Here is a 15,624-nt window from a genome sequence, read left to right on the forward strand (position 1 = left end):
GGATGACGGACCACGACGACGGAGAACCGCTCGGCCCCCCGTTCTCGACGGAGCTTCTCGCCGACCTGCATGCCGACGCTCTGACCGACGACGTGAGCGCCCGACTGTGGCCGCTGGTGCGCCAGGACCCGGACGCGCTCGCCGTTCTGGATTCGCTCGATGCCGTCACCGCCCGACTCGGCGAGGCCGGGCGCGATCACAGCGTCGAGACCCCCATTCCGCAGGACGTCGCCGCTCGCATCAATTCCGCTCTCGGACTGGATGATTCGCAGACTCCACGCAGCGTGACGGCGCTGTCCGACGCGCCGTCGCGCCGTCGGATGATCACGTGGATCACCGTGTCCGCCGCCTCGATGGCCGCGGCCGTCGCCGTCGTCTTCGCACTCACCAGCCTGGACGGCTCCGAATCCGCGCCACCGACCGTGATCGCGACGCCCAGCTCGACCGCAGCGGAGCCCGCACCGCCGTCCGCCGTCGATCTCGGCACGGACCTCGACGGCGACCAGGTGCTGGCCCTCATGCGCGAGTCGAGGTCCACGCGGACCGAGACGGGCATCGGGGAACTCGGGAACCCGGCCGTCCGGAGCGCGTGCCTGCAGGCCATCGGGATCGACCCGGCGCGTCCCGTGGTGGGCACCCGGGAAGTGTCGTACCGGGGGAGCGCCGCCGTGTTGATGCTGATCGCGGGCCCCCGTCCGCCCGCCCTCACGGCGGTGGTCGTCGGGTCCGGCTGCAACGCCGGCGCACCGGATCTGCTCGCTCAGACCGAAATCGGCTGAGCCGCAATCAGTTGTCGTCGGCTTGGAGCTCCCGGTCGGCGACGGGTGTCAGCAGTTCCCGGATCCGCGCGCGCAGCTCGGGGGTGTCGTCGTCCTTCGCGATGAGGCTCGAGAAGAGGGCGGCACCGGCGGCCGCCACCAGCACGGCCTTGGCGTCGCGCAGATCCCGCGCCCGGTCCTCCTCGCTGGCGTCGTCGCTGCCGTGCGCGACGAAGAGCGCCGTGGCCGGACCGCTGAACCCCTGCCACAGTGCGGCACGCATGTCCTCGTGGTCACGCAGCGCCGCCAGCAGTCCGGGCAACGCCTCCCGCACATCGGGCCGGGAGAACAGCTGCGCGCTGCCGGTGACGACCCAGTCGATCCAGCCCGCGCGGTCGGTCCCCTCGAACGGCTCGAGGTCCGGTGTCGCGCCCAGCAGGGCATCGAGCACGAGGTGCGCCTTCGACGCCCATCGCCGGGACAGGGCCGCCCGGCTGACGCCGGCGCGGGTGGCGATGGCGCGCAGGCTCAGTTGCTCCCAGCCCACCTCGAGGAGCATCTCGCGGGTCGCGGCGAGGACGTCGGTGTCGATCCGGGGGTCCCGGGGCCGCCCGGTGGGCGGTACGCCGGCAGTTGTCTGTGCACTCATCGCCTTGAATTGTCGGACACCGCGCCGTATCGCGCTATAGGCTCCATTTACGATCCCAGTGGCAACAGAATTGTGGGGCCGGAAGGATGCAGATGAGGATCGCGGTGACCGGCGGGACCGGCTACCTCGGCGCGCACACGACCCGCGCCCTGCTCGACGACGGACACCGCATCAGGCTGCTCGTGCACCCGAACGAGTCCGCCACCGAGATCGTCTCGCTCTTCGGTGACGCCGCCGACCACGTCGAGGTGCGCTCGGGCGACATCCGGGACCCCGAGGTCGTCGCGGCGCTGCTGGACGGCTGCGACGCGGTGCTGCACGCGGCCGGCGTGGTCGGCACCGACAACAGCCGCGAGGCCCTGATGTGGGAGGTCAACACCGCGGCCACCGCGACCCTGCTCACCCGCGCGGCGCTGCTGGGGCTGGATCCGATCGTGCACGTCGCCAGCTACAGCGCGCTGTTCCCGTCGCCGGATCCGGTGATCGGCCCGGACAGCCCGACGGCGCCGGGCCGCAGCGCCTACGGCCGCACCAAGGCCGCGGCCGACCGCATCGCACGCGCGCTGCAGGACGCCGGCGCGCCGGTGGTCATCACGTATCCGTCGAGTGTCGTCGGACCGGGACTGGGCGGCATGCGCGGGGTGACGGCGACCGGGTGGGCACCGATGGTCGCGGCCGGCGCCGCACCGCGGCTGCGGGGCGGCATGCAGATGATCGACGTGCGCGACGTCGCGGCCGTGCACGCCGCGGCGATGCGGCCGGGCCGTGGTCCGCGCCGGTACATGTGCGGCGGCGAGCTGATCGGGTTCAACGAGCTCGTCGACATCCTCGAACGCGCGTCGGGCCACCGAATCCGACGGATTCCTATGGCGCCGAGCATGTTCCGCGGAGCCGGACGGGTCGCCGATCTGATCGGCACGGTACTGCCGGTGAGCGCCGGGTTCAGCTACGAGGCCGCGTGGCTGCTCACCGCGGCCACCCCCACCGACGACTCCCGGACGCTGTCGGAACTCGGATTGACCTGGCGCCCCGTGCGCGACGCCCTGACTGCGTCGGTGACACCGTGAATCCGACGCCACCGCCCACGCCCGCATCGGCGATCTGGGAGCCGGCCCGGCTCGGTCCGCTGACGCTGCGCAACCGAATCATCAAGGCAGCCACCTTCGAAGGCGTCATGCCACGCGGCCGGGTCACCGACGAGCTGATCGACTTCCACGCCGAGGTGGCCCGCGGGGGAGCGGCGATGACGACCGTCGCCTACTGCGCCGTCTCACCGGGCGGACGCGTGAACAACCACGCGCTCGTCCTCGACACGAACACGGGACGGGACCTGCGGCGGCTCACCGACACCGTGCACGCCGAGGGGGCGCTGGCCTGCGCCCAGATCGGGCACGCCGGCCTGGTCGCGAACCAGCGGGCGAACAAGTCCCGCACGCTGGCACCGTCGACCCGGATCAGCGCTCCCGCAATGGGTTTGGTACGCGCAGCGACACTCGACCAGCTCGAGCAGGTGGCCCGGGACTTCGAGAACGCGGCGCGGGTGGCCGTCGACGCCGGGTTCGACGCGCTCGAGGTCCACCTGGGCCACAACTATCTGCTGAGCAGCTTCATGAGCCCCAACCTCAACAGGCGCACCGACGGGTACGGCGGCAGCGTCGTCGCGCGGTCCCGCTTTCCGCGCGAGGTGCTCGAACGGATCCGCGCGGCGGTCGGCGGTTCCGTCGCGGTCACCGCCAAGTTCAACATGGCCGACGGCGTCCCGGGGGGACTGTGGCTGGACCAGAGCCTGCAGATCGCCCGACTGATCGAGTCCGACGGCCACCTCGATGCGATGCAACTCACCGGCGGCAGTTCGCTGCTCAACGGCATGTACTACTTCCGCGGTGAGGTTCCGATGGCCGAATTCGTTGCCGCGCAACCGAAACTGGTGCGGCTGGGGCTCAAGGTCTACGGACCGCGGATCCTTCCGACCTACCCGTTCGAGGAGGCCTTCTTCCTGCCCCTCGCCCGGCAGTTCCGCGAGGCGCTGTCGATGCCGCTGATCCTGCTCGGCGGCGTCAACGATCTCGACACCGTCCGCACCGCACTCCACGACGGCTTCGAGTTCGTCGCGATGGCACGCGCACTGCTCCGCGATCCATACCTGCCGGAGAAGTTCCGACGCGGGCGCGCGACCGAGGGGCTGTGCATCCACTGCAACAAGTGCATGCCCACGATCTACACCGGGACGCGGTGCGTGGTGCGCGAGGCGCTGTGGGAGAACACCCGGGCCCGATAGCCGGGCGAGAGCAACGTCACCCAACTTACCGACAGCGCGTTGGTATATTTGCCGACAGGCCGTCGGGAAGATTGAAGTTCCCTCGTCGGCTCCATCGACAGATCACACCGACCAGGAGTTCACAGATGTTCCTCGCCCTGCGGGAGCTACGGTTCGCGCGATCCAGATTCGGCCTGATGGGTGGTGTCATCGCCCTCATCTCGGTGCTGATGGTGCTGCTGTCCGGGCTGTCCTCCGGCCTCGTCGAGGACGGCGTCTCGGGCCTGAAGGCCATGCCGGTCGACGGGTTCGCATTCAACGAAGGCACCAAGACCGACTCCGCGTTCTCGCGCAGTGTCGTCACCGACGAGCAGGTCGACGCCTGGCGCGCGCAGCCCGGCGTCGCCGAGGCCCAGCCGTTCGGCAACATGCTCGTCAACGCCCACAACGACAAGGACGTGCCGGTCGATTTCGCGCTCTTCGGCGTCCCGGCCGACTCGTTCCTCGCCCCGTCCGCCGCTCGAGGCACCGGACTGGGCGAGCCGAACGGCATCGTCATCAGCAAGAGCGCCCTCGACGCCGGCGTCGACCTCGGTGACACCATCACGATCGATCGTCTCGGCACCGAACTGAAGATCGTCGGCGTCACCGACGGCAAGCAGACGTTCGGCCATGTCGACGTCGCCTACCTGCCGATCGACACGTGGCGCGAGTTGCACTCCGGCGTCCGTCCCGGCGAGCCCGTGCCCGCGCAGGCGATGACCGAGTCCACCGCCGTCGCGTTGCAGGCACAGCCCGGCGCCACGCTCGACTACGCCGCGGGCGACGCGGCAGCGGCGACGTCCACCGTCGCGCTCGAGGATTCGTTCGCGTCGTCACCGGGCTTCAGCGCCGAAACCATGACCCTGGACCTCATCAAGGTGTTCCTCTACGCCATCTCCGCGCTCGTCGTCGGCGCGTTCTTCACGGTGTGGACGATCCAGCGCAAGCACGAGATCGCGGTGATGCGCGCGATGGGCGCCTCCACCGGATACCTGCTGCGCGACGGCCTGGCGCAGGCGTTCATCCTGCTGCTCGGCTCCGTCGCAGTGGGCGCGGCGGTCGGCTACGGCTTCGGCTCGCTGATCGGCGGGGGAGTGCCGTTCCTGCTCGAACCGGCGGCCGTCGCGGTCGCCGCGGTCCTGCTGACGGTCCTCGGACTGGTCGGCGCCGCGATCGCGATCATCCGCATCGCCTCGGTCAACCCGTTGAACGCGCTGGGAGGCCAGCGATGAGCGCCCGGCGAAGCAGCGCACAGGAGAACACCGTGAGCACGACCGAAACCGCAATCGAGACCGCCGCCCTCGACATCGTCGACGCCAATCTGCGTCTCGGTGACGGCGAGCAGACCGTGACCGCACTCGACAAGGTGAGCCTGACCGTCCGGCCGGGCGAGATGGTCGCCGTCGTCGGCCCGTCGGGCTCGGGCAAGTCGAGCCTCCTCGCGGTGGCGGGGGCGCTCACCACACCGGACTCGGGCACCGTCCACGTGGGCGGCCGCAACCTGCTCGATATGAAGCGCGCCGAGGCGGCGAAGTTCCGGCGGGCGCACATCGGGTTCGTGTTCCAGAGCGGCAACCTCATCCCGTCGCTCACCGCCGCCGACCAGTTGCGGCTGGTGTCGCATCTCGGCAACAGCAAGGGCCGCACGTTCCGCGACCCGATCGCGCTGCTCGAGCAGGTGGGTCTGGGTCACAAGGTCGACCGACGCCCCGACCAGCTCTCGGGCGGTGAACGTCAGCGCGTCGGCATCGCCCGCGCCCTGGTGTCGTCGCCGTCGCTGCTGCTGGTCGACGAGCCCACCGCCGCCCTCGACCGGGCCCGCAGCCACGAGATCGTGCAACTGCTGGCGCGTGAGACCCGGGAGTCGCGCGTAGGGACCGTCATGGTGACCCACGACTACGATGTTCTCGACTATTGCGACCGCGTGGTCGAGATGACGGACGGGCGACTCGAACCCCGGTAACCGAGACGAGTGCGAAGAGGAGGGCGCGTGCCGCGGATCAGTGCACCGACTGTCGGTGAGCATCGAGCCGCGCAACAGCGTGCCCTCCTCGACGCCGCTCGGGAGGTCCTCGCCGAAGGCGCCACGGAGATCCCCCCGTTCGGCGAGGTCGCGGCCCGCGCCGGACTCGCGCGCTCGAGCATGTACCAGTACTTCCGGTCCCGGCAGCACCTGCTCGAGGCGCTCATCGAGGACTCCTTTCCCCGGTGGTCGGCCCGGGTCACCGCCGAGATGTCCGACGCCGGCGGCCCCGATCAGCGGGTGCTGGCCTACGTCGACGCGAACCTGAAGCTGGTGGCCGAGGGGGAGCACGCCATCGCCACGGCGCTGGCGCAGATCGCACCGGGTCCCGAACTCGACGCCAAGAGCCGCGCGATGCACGCGGACCTCGTGACTCCGCTGTCCGACGCGCTCGCCGAACTCGGGGTGCCGGATGTGGCGACGACGTCCGAACTCGTCAACGCCGTGCTGCACGCCGCGACCCGCCAGGTGGAGCGGGGCGAGGACGTCGATCATGTCCGACGCACCGCCGCGGCCCTGATCCGCCCGTTCGTCACCGACCTCGCCGGCCGGCCGGAGTGACGGTGGGGGGAACTATGACTCGTTCCACACGTCCGGTTCCACGTGAAACGTTCGACAGCGCCGGTGCCGTGCGGCTCACGGACGCGGGGAACAACACCCATTAATCTGTTGTTGACCTGACCGACTCCGCGAGCTGCGCCGCCACCGGCGGAATCGCGCGAGCAGCAGTGAACCACCGCATCGCACGACTGCATCACAGGAACAGGAAAGGCCCGCATGACTACTCCGACCACGGTCCGTGACCTCATCATCGTCGGCTCCGGACCCGCCGGATACACGGCCGGCGTCTACGCCGCCCGCGCGGAGCTCGAGCCCCTGCTCTTCGAGGGCACCCAGTTCGGCGGCTCGCTGATGACCACCACCGAGGTGGAGAACTTCCCCGGCTTCCGCGAGGGCATCATGGGCCCGGACCTGATGGACGAGATGCGCGAGCAGGCCAAGCGCTTCGGTGCGGACATCCGCACCGAGGACGTCGAGGAACTCGAGCTCGACGGCCCGGTCAAGAAGGTCGTCGTGGCCGGCGAGACGTACTACGCGCGCGCCGTCATCCTCGCGATGGGCGCCGCCGCCCGCTACCTGGGCATCCCCGGCGAGGAACGCCTCCTCGGCCGCGGCGTCAGCGCCTGCGCCACCTGCGACGGCTTCTTCTTCCGCGACCAGGACATCGTCGTGGTCGGCGGCGGCGACTCCGCGATGGAGGAGGCCACCTTCCTCACCAAGTTCGCCCGCAGCGTCACCCTCGTGCACCGCCGCGAGGAGTTCCGCGCGTCCCGCATCATGCTCGAGCGCGCCAAGGCGAACGAGAAGATCCGCTTCGTCACAGGCGCCGAGCCGGTCGAGGTCCTCGGCGAGAACAGCGTCACCGGCCTGGTCGTGCGCGACACCGTCACCGGTGAGCAGTCCACGCTCGATGTCACCGGCATGTTCGTCGCCATCGGTCACGACCCGCGCAGCGAGCTCGTCAAGGGCCAGGTGCAGCTCGACGACACCGGCTACGTCAAGGTGCAGTCGCCGACCACCGCGACCTCGACCGACGGCGTCTTCGCCGCCGGCGACCTCGTGGACCACACCTACCGTCAGGCCATCACCGCCGCCGGCACCGGCTGCGCCGCCGCGATCGACGCCGAGCGCTGGCTGGCCGACCAGGGCGACATCACCGGCAACACCCTCGCCGCCGCGGGCGAGCCCGTCGCCGTCGACGCCTGAGTCGGTCCCGCACCACCCGATCCGAGCACTGTCCCGATCCGCGCACTTCCAGGTCCCAGGAGGATCCCGTGTCGAACACCATCACGATCAACGACGACTCGTTCAAGCAGGAGGTTCTGGACTCCGACAAGCCCGTGCTCGTCGACTTCTGGGCCACCTGGTGCGGCCCGTGCAAGATGGTCGCCCCCGTGCTCGAGGAGATCGCCGGTGAGCACGGCGACAAGCTCACCGTCGCCAAGCTCGACATCGACCAGAACCCGGGCGCGGCCCGCGACTTCCAGGTCATGTCGATCCCCACGATGATCCTGTTCCAGGGCGGCAAGCCCATCAAGACCATCGTCGGCGCCAAGGGCAAGGCGGCCCTCCTCAAGGATCTCGCCGACGTCCTCTGACCTGAATCCGTTCCGCTCCGCCCGGTAGGCACCGAATGTGTCACCGGACAGGCCACAGTGTGACCCGACTGGCGCTACAGCCTTGTCACACTGTGGCCTACTGGATTGCTGATATCCGGGGGCGGTCTGAGAGAATCGATCGACGTCCGCAACGAAAGGCCCGCGAGCATGCAGCTACTCCGTCACGGCGATCACGGCCCCGCCGTCGCCGAGATTCGGGGTACCTTGACCGGCCTGGGCTTCCTCCACAACGGGGTAGCGGAGACGCAGCGTGAGGCCGTCAACGGCTCGCACTGGGTGGCCCCGGACGCCGTGTTCGATCACCACCTCGATTCCGCCGTCAGAGCCTTCCAGCAGCAGCGTGGCCTGTTGGTCGACGGGATCGTCGGTCCGGCGACGTACCGCTCGCTCAAGGAGGCGTCGTACCGCCTCGGCGCCCGCACCCTCATCTATCAGCTGTCCGCGCCGCTGTACGGCGACGACGTCGCCGCCCTGCAGACCCGTCTGCAGGACCTCGGGTTCTACGTCGGGCGGGTGGACGGCTACTTCGGCCCGCAGACGCACGAGGCGCTCAGCTCGTTCCAGCGAGAGATCGGGATCGCCGCCGACGGCATCTGCGGCCCCGCGACCCTGCGGTCGCTGGAACTGCTCGGCACCCGGGTCTCCGGCGGTTCGCCGCACGCGATCAGCGAGGAGGAGCTGGTCCGCCGGTCCGGCCCGCAGCTCAGCGGCAAGCGGATCGTCATCGATCCCGGTCTGGGCGGCGCCGACACCGGTCTGATCGTCTCGACCCCGCACGGCCCGATGAGCGAGGCCGAGATCCTGTGGGATCTCGCGAGCCGGCTCGAGGGTCGCATGGCGGCGACCGGGATGGAGACGTTCCTGTCCCGCCCGCCGCACGCCAACCCCAGCGAGGCCGAACGCGCCGAGACGTCCAACGGCTTCGACGCCGACCTGATGATCGCGCTGCGGTGCGACAGCCACACCAGCCCGTCCGCGGGCGGTGTGGCCAGCTTCCACTTCGGCAACTCGCACGGCTCCACCTCGATGATCGGCCAGATCCTCACCGGCTTCATCCAGCGCGAGGTCGTGGCTCGAACACCTATGCAGGACTGCAGAACTCACGGACGCACCTGGGATCTTTTGCGGCTCACCAAGATGCCTACCGTTCAGGTCGACATCGGTTATCTCACAAATGATTCCGACGTTTCGGTGCTGACGAACCCGCGTTACCGCGACACCATCGCCGAGGCGATCCTCGTCGCCGTCAAGCGGCTGTACCTGCTCGGGCAGGACGACGCGCCGACCGGGACGTTCACGTTCGCCGAACTGCTCGCCGAGGAACTGTCCGGCGCGCAGCGGGCCCGGTAGCGGTTCCACGGGGCCACTCGGCGTTGCCGGAACCACCCGGAATGGGCCCTAGTGGGCCCCCACAGGGCTTCGTTCGCCGATATCGACCAGTGACAGGGCCGCGACCTCCAGGAGCCGCTCCAGGGCCGCCTCGACGTCCGCCTTCCACAGGTGGTCCCGATCGAGCTCGAGCCGCAACCGCGGGAACCGGTGATGGGGTGCGACCACCTCGAATCCGACGTCCGTCAGGAAGTCGGCGCTGATCATGCATTCCTGGGGCGAACACTCGCGGGCCGCGGTCGCGGTGGGGACGTCACTGGGGGAGGAGTCGGCGTCGGGTCGGATCCCGAAGGCTTCGAGCGCGCGGACACCGCGACGGACCAGATCGCCGACGGCTGCCTGGATGAGCGTCGACCCCAACTCGAACTCGTCACCGGTCGGTTCCAGCCGCATCGTGGTCAGCAGGATCGCGTCGGCGCTCACCGGCGACGTGGGGAAAAGGTCGGCCCGGGGCACCATGTTCGGTGGGGCGTACAGGGCGCAGCCGGCCGGTTTGTCGTCGACGAGGGCGACCTGGCCGCACGAACCCCACTCGAGCATGACCATCGACAGCCATGCTTCCTTCTCGAACTCGGGGTCGTGGAAACCACTGAACTCTCGGGAGCTGCGAACCGCGGCGGGATCCATTTCCCAGAAGACGCATCGCCGCGCGTGCGAGGACAGCTTGTCGAGTCCGTCCAGTGTGAGTGACGTGACGCTAGTCGACACTGTGTAAGCCAGCCTCCATGCTCGCCCCTCCTCGACGGAACTATCCCCTCCAGAATAGGGGATAGTTCCGTCGGCGGCCCGGCGACGATGTCCGGCCCATGAATCAGCCTGTGGAGCAGACTCTTTCGGAGACCCGTGACCCCGCAGCGTGAGACTCGTCGACCATAACGTCACAGTGACGTTATGGTCACGGGTTCCCGGAGCCGGTGAAACGCGATCAGTTACCGCTCTGCTTCTCCATCATGCCCACGATGCGCTCCAGATCGTCGACCGAACCGAACTCGACGACGATCTTGCCCTTCCGCTTGCCGAGACTCACCGTGACGCGAGTGTCGAACGAACTCGACAGCCGCTCGGCGACGTCCTGCAGACCCGGCATCTGGATCGGCTTCCGCTTCACCGGTGGGGTAGGGGAGGGGCCCTCGCGATTCGCGAGCATGACCGCTTCCTCCGTTGCCCGCACCGACATGCCCTCGGCCACGATGCGGGCCGCGAGCACCTCCTGCGCGTCCGCTCCCGCCTCGAGGGACAGCAGCGCACGGGCGTGGCCCGCGGACAGCACACCGGCCGCGACGCGGCGCTGCACCGGGATCGGGAGCTTGAGGAGTCGGATCATGTTCGTCACGACCGGACGCGAGCGTCCGATCCGTGCCGCCAACTCCTCGTGGGTGACCTCGAACTCCTCGAGCAACTGCTGATACGCGGCCGCCTCTTCGAGCGGGTTGAGCTGCACCCGATGGATGTTCTCCAGGAGGGCATCGCGCAGCAGCGTTTCGTCCGTGGTCTCGCGGACGATCGCGGGGATCGTCTCGAGGCCGGCGATCTGGCTCGCCCGCCAGCGGCGCTCGCCCATGACGAGCTGGTACTGCTCGGGGCCGATCCGCCGGACGACGATCGGCTGCATCAGTCCGAACTCGCGGATCGAGTGCACCAGTTCGTTGAGCGCCTCCTCGTCGAAGACGTGGCGGGGCTGCTTCGGGTTCGGCTCGATCAGGTGCGGCGGGATCTCGTGGTACACCGCACCGGCGGGGGAGAGGGGCTCCTCGTCGGTGCGCACCGCGGGAGTCGGGGTCGGCGCGCTCGCGACGACATCCGCGGCCTTCGCGGCCGCGGCCGGCTTCGCCGGGGTCTTGGCCGGAGCCTTCGCCGTGGCCTTCGCTGCGGTCTTCTTGGCGGCCTTCGGCGCGGCCGCGGTGGCCCCCGACTCCGCTGCGTCCGCCGGGGGATCCACGGGATCCTTGGTGGCGACACCGGCGGCCGGCGCCGACGTCCCGATGATGACGTCCGCGGCCGCGTTCCCCAGTCCCGGTCCACCGTTGGCCGGCCCCGTCGGGATCAGCGCCGCCAGCCCGCGGCCGAGCCCGCCCTTACGTGTCTGCGCCATCTCTACTGCTCCTGCGTCGTGGTGGTCATCCCGCGTGCCGCGAGTTCTCGGCCGGCGTCGAGATAGCTCATCGCCCCCCTCGATCCGGGGTCGTAGTCGAGGACCGTCATCCCGTAACCGGGAGCCTCGGACACCTTCACGCTGCGGGGGATGATCGCACGCAACACCGCGTCGCCGAAGTGCTTGCGCACCTCCTCGGCCACCTGGTCCGCCAGCTTGGTGCGGGCGTCGTACATCGTCAGCAGCACGGTCGAGACGTGCAGTTCCGGATTGAGGTGCGCCTGGACCAGTTCGATGTTGCGGAGCAACTGCCCGACGCCCTCGAGCGCGTAGTACTCGCACTGGATCGGGATCAGCACCTCCTTCGCGGCGACCATCGCGTTGACCGTCAGCAGGCCCAGCGACGGCGGGCAGTCGATGAGGATGAAGTCGACGTCGATGTCGGCGAGCGCCTTCTCCGACAGCGCGTTCTTGAGGCGGTTCTCGCGCGCCACCATCGAGACGAGTTCGATCTCCGCGCCGGCCAGGTCGATCGTCGCGGGGATGCAGTAGAGGCGTTCGTTGTGGGGGCTCTGCTGGATCGCTTCCTTCGCGGTCACCTCACCGAGGAGCAGTTCATAGCTCGACGGCGTCCCCGACGTGTGGGGGACACCCAGCGCGGTGCTCGCGTTGCCCTGCGGATCGAGATCGACGACGAGGACGGTGAGCCCCTGGATCGCCAGCGCCGACGCCAGATTCACCGTGGAGGTGGTCTTGCCGACGCCACCCTTCTGGTTGGCGATCGTGAACACCCGACGATGCGACGGCTTCGGCAGAGTCACCGAACCGGGATGGAGCACCTGACTCGCACGCTGCGCGGCGGCGCCGATCGGCGTGTCCGCGAGGGAGATACCGGCGTAGGGGGAGTGGGCGAGGCTCTGGTCTCGACTGCCGCCGGTCGATTCGGGCGGGGCAGCAGTTTCACGTGAAACCGTTTCCCGTGAAACGGCGGATTCAGGTCCAGCCGACATCTACTGCTCCTTCACTTGATGACCACTCATGACGCAATTCTCAACCCTCGAGCTCTCGAATGCCGGTAACTCAGCGGTGCCGGCGACCGTGTTGCGCGACTCGTTCCGCGCTCACCACGATCGTCGGCACCGGCAACACGTCGACACCACACTCGACGACCTCCAGCTTGCCAGCACCCAACCGACCAAGGGAAGCGCGATCCCGGGAAATCTCCTCCGCCGCACTCGAACCCTTCAACGCCAGCATCCGGCCACCGACCCGCACCAACGGCAGCGACCACCGCGCCAACCGCTCCAACGGCGCCACCGCCCGCGACGTCACCACATCCGCACCGCCGACCTCCTTCACCACCCCCGCCTGTTCCGCGCGCCCCCTCACCACCGTCACATTCTCCAGCCCCACCGAATCCACGAACTCCTGCAAATACACCGACCGACGCAACAACGGCTCCACCAACGTCACCCGCACATCCGGCCGCGCAATCGCCAACGGAATCCCCGGCAAACCCGCACCCGACCCCACATCGACCACCGACTCACCAGCCCCCACAAACTCACCCAACACCCCACAATTGAGCACATGCCGCACCCACAACCGCGGCACCTCACGCGGACCGATCAACCCCCGCACCACACCATCCGACGCCAACGACGCGTGATACGCCTCCGCCAACGACGCCCGCTCACCGAACACCCGAGCCACCGCACCGACAACATCCCACTGCTCATCAACCAGTTCCACGTGAAACATCCTCCCCAACCCGCCACCACAACAACAAACTCTGGCACCAGTTCTCGACACCACGACCAAAATGGGGGAGGGGGGGCGGACACGTCGCCGCGCGCCGGATGCTCGACGCCGGCCAGCCTAGTTCCCTGACTCGACCGCATGGACGGCGGCCATGTTCCACGTGGAACAGTGCCGCGCCGCCGTTTCACGTGGAACACCGCGAAGCCGGCCCGGCGACACCCGCCCCCTCGACGATGATCCGGGCCCGACGTGCGCCGCTCGGGGCACGCCGGCAGGCGGCCCAGCCTGGTGGCACGACATCACTTCGGTCGCGGACGGCGCACGGCCCCCAGCGACCTGGTGACGCATCGGGTCGCCTCCTGCGAGAGCCCTGCGATCGACGCCCGGATGATTCACGTGAAACATCGCCACCGTGACCAGTCCGCACGCCCCAACGGGAGCGGGATCGACGAGAGCTGAGCCGCACGCTCCGCGGTCACCACACCGATCGACCTCCGCGCACCCGTGAGGGGCGCCGCGCGGATCGGATTCGAAGCCCCGAGATCCGCCAAACCCCGAACCCGCTGTCACAGTGACGAAATGAGCCGGTATGACCGGGTGGGGGCTCACGCCAGCACTGTCGCCCATATCCGACAAATCGGCTCTTCTGTTGCCGCGCAGCATGATTCACCTGAAACAACGCGGAATCGCGGCTTTCGTGACGCTCACCGCCTCGCTCGCGTAGCGTTCCGGCACATAGGGACGCGATCAGGGGGTGGCGGGATGGCAATCGGTAAGAGAATCCGCATGGGGTGGCGGGCCGCGGTCGTAGCGGCGGTACTTGCCATCGGCTCGGCTCTGTCGACGGGACCGGCCGGCGCCGAGCCGTTCCCGGTGCCGTACAACCTCTTCGTCCAGGACGAGTTCATCAACCCCGGCGGCTCGGCCGCCGGATCCAACGACTGGTCCTGCCGGCCGACCCCGGAACACCCGAACCCCGTGGTGCTCGTGCACGGCACCGGAGCCAATCGACTCAACATGTGGACCACGTTCGCGCCGCTGCTCGCCAACGAGGGCTACTGCGTCTTCGCGCTGACATTCGGCAACTACGCCGATCAGCCCTATCCGGTCAGCGCGATCGGGGGCATGGCGCGCGCGGAGGACAGCGCGGCCCAGATCGGTGACTTCGTGGACGAGGTGCTCGCGGCGACCGGCGCGGCACGTGTGGACATCCTGGGTATCTCGCAGGGATCGGTCGTGCCCAACTACTTCGTCAAGTACCTCGGCGGCGCAGCCAAGGTCGACAAGTACGTCTCACTCGGTCCGGCTTGGAACGGCAGTGCACTCACCGGACCGGACGGTGGCGCAACGATTCTCGGTCTCGGCACCGACGACGCCCGTGGAGTGCTGCCATTTTGCCAGGCGTGTCTCCAGTTCCTCCCCGCATCGCAGTTCATCGCGAAACTGCACGCCGGTGGCCTGTATGCGCCGGGGGTGACCTACACCAACATCATGACCCGCTACGACGAACTGATCCTGCCGTACACGAGCGGCTATGTGGAGGCACCGAACGCGACCAACATCGTGGTGCAGGACGGCTGCCCGTCGGACTTCTCGGACCACCTGGCGCTCGCGGCATCCCGCGTCGCGGCCGGCCACGTGCTCAATGCGCTGGATCCGGCGCATCCGCGGCCGGTGCCGTGCGTGTTCGTCGCGCCGTTCGTCGGCGGCTGATCGGAACCGTCCCGCACCATCCCTCGGTGGGGGAGGGGAGGGGTCCGGTGTCAGTTGCGGTGACCGCGATGCCGATGGTGCGCGACTCGTTCCGCGCTCACCACGATCGTCGGCACCGGCAACACGTCGCCGCCGCACTCGACGACTTCGAGCTTCCCGGCACCCAGCCGCGCCAGCACGGCACGGTCGCGGGAAATCTCCTCCGCCGCACTCGAACCCTTCAACGCCAGCATCCGGCCACCGACCCGCACCAACGGCAGCGACCACCGCGCCAACCGCTCCAACGGCGCCACCGCCCGCGACGTCACCACATCCGCACCGCCGACCTCCTTCACCACCCCCGCCTGTTCCGCGCGCCCCCTCACCACCGTCACATTCTCCAGCCCCACCGAATCCACGAACTCCTGCAAGTACACCGACCGACGCAACAACGGCTCCACCAACGTCACCCGCACATCCGGCCGCGCAATCGCCAACGGAATCCCCGGCAAACCCGCACCCGACCCCACATCGACCACCGACTCACCAGCCCCCACCAACTCACCCAACACCCCACAATTGAGCACATGCCGCACCCACAACCGCGGCACCTCACGCGGACCGATCAACCCCCGCACCACACCATCCGACGCCAACGACGCGTGATACGCCTCCGCCAACGACGCCCGCTCACCGAACACCCGAGCCACCGCACCGACAACATCCCACTGCTCATCAACCAGTTCCACGTGAAACATCCTCCCCAACCCGCCACCACAAC

Annotated in this window: 16 protein-coding genes; 10 read left to right on the plus strand and 6 right to left on the minus strand. The window is 68.9% G+C overall.

What is annotated here, in order from left to right:
• Positions 1-2 precede the first annotated feature (2 nt).
• Positions 3-779 carry a hypothetical protein gene (locus J2X34_RS12145; protein WP_429517448.1) on the plus strand — a complete coding sequence of 259 codons (777 nt, stop codon included), beginning with the start codon at positions 3-5 and terminating at the stop codon, positions 777-779.
• Positions 780-786: 7 nt separating this feature from the next.
• On the opposite strand, the gene J2X34_RS12150 is transcribed toward J2X34_RS12145, so the two are convergent.
• Positions 787-1,407 carry a TetR/AcrR family transcriptional regulator gene (locus tag J2X34_RS12150; RefSeq protein ID WP_114720246.1) on the minus strand — a complete coding sequence of 207 codons (621 nt, stop codon included), beginning with the start codon at positions 1,405-1,407 and terminating at the stop codon, positions 787-789.
• A 92-nt stretch (positions 1,408-1,499) separates the two neighbouring features.
• Between J2X34_RS12150 and J2X34_RS12155 the strand changes: the two genes are divergently transcribed.
• The 8 genes from J2X34_RS12155 (at position 1,500) to J2X34_RS12190 (ending at position 9,259) form a co-directional block, all read left to right on the plus strand.
• Positions 1,500-2,474 carry an NAD-dependent epimerase/dehydratase family protein gene (locus J2X34_RS12155; protein WP_114720464.1) on the plus strand — a complete coding sequence of 325 codons (975 nt, stop codon included), beginning with the start codon at positions 1,500-1,502 and terminating at the stop codon, positions 2,472-2,474.
• Positions 2,471-3,685, plus strand: coding sequence for an NADH:flavin oxidoreductase (locus J2X34_RS12160; protein ID WP_258557755.1), 1,215 nt, complete (start codon positions 2,471-2,473; stop codon positions 3,683-3,685). Before J2X34_RS12155 ends, J2X34_RS12160 begins: the two co-directional genes overlap by 4 nt.
• A 125-nt stretch (positions 3,686-3,810) precedes the next feature.
• Positions 3,811-4,938: an ABC transporter permease gene (locus J2X34_RS12165; protein WP_114720248.1), complete on the plus strand. Its 1,128-nt coding sequence runs from the start codon at positions 3,811-3,813 to the stop codon at positions 4,936-4,938.
• A 32-nt stretch (positions 4,939-4,970) separates the two neighbouring features.
• Complete coding sequence (locus J2X34_RS12170; RefSeq protein WP_397484504.1) at positions 4,971-5,669, plus strand: ABC transporter ATP-binding protein; 699 nt, start codon at positions 4,971-4,973, stop codon at positions 5,667-5,669.
• Between the two features lie 27 nt (positions 5,670-5,696).
• Complete coding sequence (locus J2X34_RS12175; protein ID WP_114720251.1) at positions 5,697-6,290, plus strand: TetR/AcrR family transcriptional regulator; 594 nt, start codon at positions 5,697-5,699, stop codon at positions 6,288-6,290.
• 216 nt (positions 6,291-6,506) lie between these two features.
• Positions 6,507-7,496 carry a thioredoxin-disulfide reductase gene (gene trxB, locus J2X34_RS12180; protein ID WP_114720253.1) on the plus strand — a complete coding sequence of 330 codons (990 nt, stop codon included), beginning with the start codon at positions 6,507-6,509 and terminating at the stop codon, positions 7,494-7,496.
• Positions 7,497-7,564: 68 nt separating this feature from the next.
• Positions 7,565-7,888: a thioredoxin gene (gene trxA / locus J2X34_RS12185; RefSeq protein WP_114720255.1), complete on the plus strand. Its 324-nt coding sequence runs from the start codon at positions 7,565-7,567 to the stop codon at positions 7,886-7,888.
• A gap of 168 nt (positions 7,889-8,056) precedes the next feature.
• A complete protein-coding gene (locus J2X34_RS12190) occupies positions 8,057-9,259 on the plus strand; it encodes an N-acetylmuramoyl-L-alanine amidase (RefSeq protein ID WP_429517453.1) in 1,203 nt (400 codons plus the stop codon).
• Between the two features lie 48 nt (positions 9,260-9,307).
• Here J2X34_RS12190 and J2X34_RS12195 read toward each other — a convergent pair whose 3' ends face one another.
• From J2X34_RS12195 to rsmG (J2X34_RS12210), 4 genes are all read right to left on the minus strand, one after another.
• Positions 9,308-10,006, minus strand: coding sequence for a GNAT family N-acetyltransferase (locus J2X34_RS12195; protein WP_429517454.1), 699 nt, complete (start codon positions 10,004-10,006; stop codon positions 9,308-9,310).
• 217 nt (positions 10,007-10,223) lie between these two features.
• Positions 10,224-11,390: a ParB/RepB/Spo0J family partition protein gene (locus J2X34_RS12200; RefSeq protein ID WP_429517455.1), complete on the minus strand. Its 1,167-nt coding sequence runs from the start codon at positions 11,388-11,390 to the stop codon at positions 10,224-10,226.
• Between the two features lie 2 nt (positions 11,391-11,392).
• A complete protein-coding gene (locus tag J2X34_RS12205; RefSeq protein WP_174914254.1) occupies positions 11,393-12,400 on the minus strand; it encodes a ParA family protein in 1,008 nt (335 codons plus the stop codon).
• 70 nt (positions 12,401-12,470) lie between these two features.
• Entirely contained in the window at positions 12,471-13,151 is a 681-nt protein-coding gene (gene rsmG, locus J2X34_RS12210) for a 16S rRNA (guanine(527)-N(7))-methyltransferase RsmG (protein WP_429517457.1), read from the minus strand.
• 762 nt (positions 13,152-13,913) lie between these two features.
• Here rsmG (J2X34_RS12210) and J2X34_RS12215 point away from each other — a divergent pair.
• A complete protein-coding gene (locus J2X34_RS12215) occupies positions 13,914-14,864 on the plus strand; it encodes an esterase/lipase family protein (protein WP_429517459.1) in 951 nt (316 codons plus the stop codon).
• A gap of 50 nt (positions 14,865-14,914) precedes the next feature.
• Here J2X34_RS12215 and rsmG (J2X34_RS12220) read toward each other — a convergent pair whose 3' ends face one another.
• Positions 14,915-15,601, minus strand: coding sequence for a 16S rRNA (guanine(527)-N(7))-methyltransferase RsmG (gene rsmG, locus J2X34_RS12220; protein ID WP_429517461.1), 687 nt, complete (start codon positions 15,599-15,601; stop codon positions 14,915-14,917).
• Positions 15,602-15,624 lie beyond the last annotated feature (23 nt).

The sequence above is a fragment of the Rhodococcus sp. BE178 genome, assembly GCF_050433545.1.
Classification (GTDB): domain Bacteria; phylum Actinomycetota; class Actinomycetes; order Mycobacteriales; family Mycobacteriaceae; genus Prescottella.

Coding starts and splice junctions, on each gene's coding strand:
- J2X34_RS12145 (WP_429517448.1), top strand. CDS start 3: ATGACGGACCACGACGACGGAGAACCGCTCGGCCCCCCGTTCTCGACG.
- J2X34_RS12150 (WP_114720246.1), bottom strand. CDS start 1,407: ATGAGTGCACAGACAACTGCCGGCGTACCGCCCACCGGGCGGCCCCGG.
- J2X34_RS12155 (WP_114720464.1), top strand. CDS start 1,500: ATGAGGATCGCGGTGACCGGCGGGACCGGCTACCTCGGCGCGCACACG.
- J2X34_RS12165 (WP_114720248.1), top strand. CDS start 3,811: ATGTTCCTCGCCCTGCGGGAGCTACGGTTCGCGCGATCCAGATTCGGC.
- trxB (WP_114720253.1), top strand. CDS start 6,507: ATGACTACTCCGACCACGGTCCGTGACCTCATCATCGTCGGCTCCGGA.
- J2X34_RS12190 (WP_429517453.1), top strand. CDS start 8,057: ATGCAGCTACTCCGTCACGGCGATCACGGCCCCGCCGTCGCCGAGATT.
- J2X34_RS12200 (WP_429517455.1), bottom strand. CDS start 11,390: ATGGCGCAGACACGTAAGGGCGGGCTCGGCCGCGGGCTGGCGGCGCTG.
- J2X34_RS12205 (WP_174914254.1), bottom strand. CDS start 12,400: ATGTCGGCTGGACCTGAATCCGCCGTTTCACGGGAAACGGTTTCACGT.
- rsmG (WP_429517457.1), bottom strand. CDS start 13,151: ATGTTTCACGTGGAACTGGTTGATGAGCAGTGGGATGTTGTCGGTGCG.
- J2X34_RS12215 (WP_429517459.1), top strand. CDS start 13,914: ATGGCAATCGGTAAGAGAATCCGCATGGGGTGGCGGGCCGCGGTCGTA.
- rsmG (WP_429517461.1), bottom strand. CDS start 15,601: ATGTTTCACGTGGAACTGGTTGATGAGCAGTGGGATGTTGTCGGTGCG.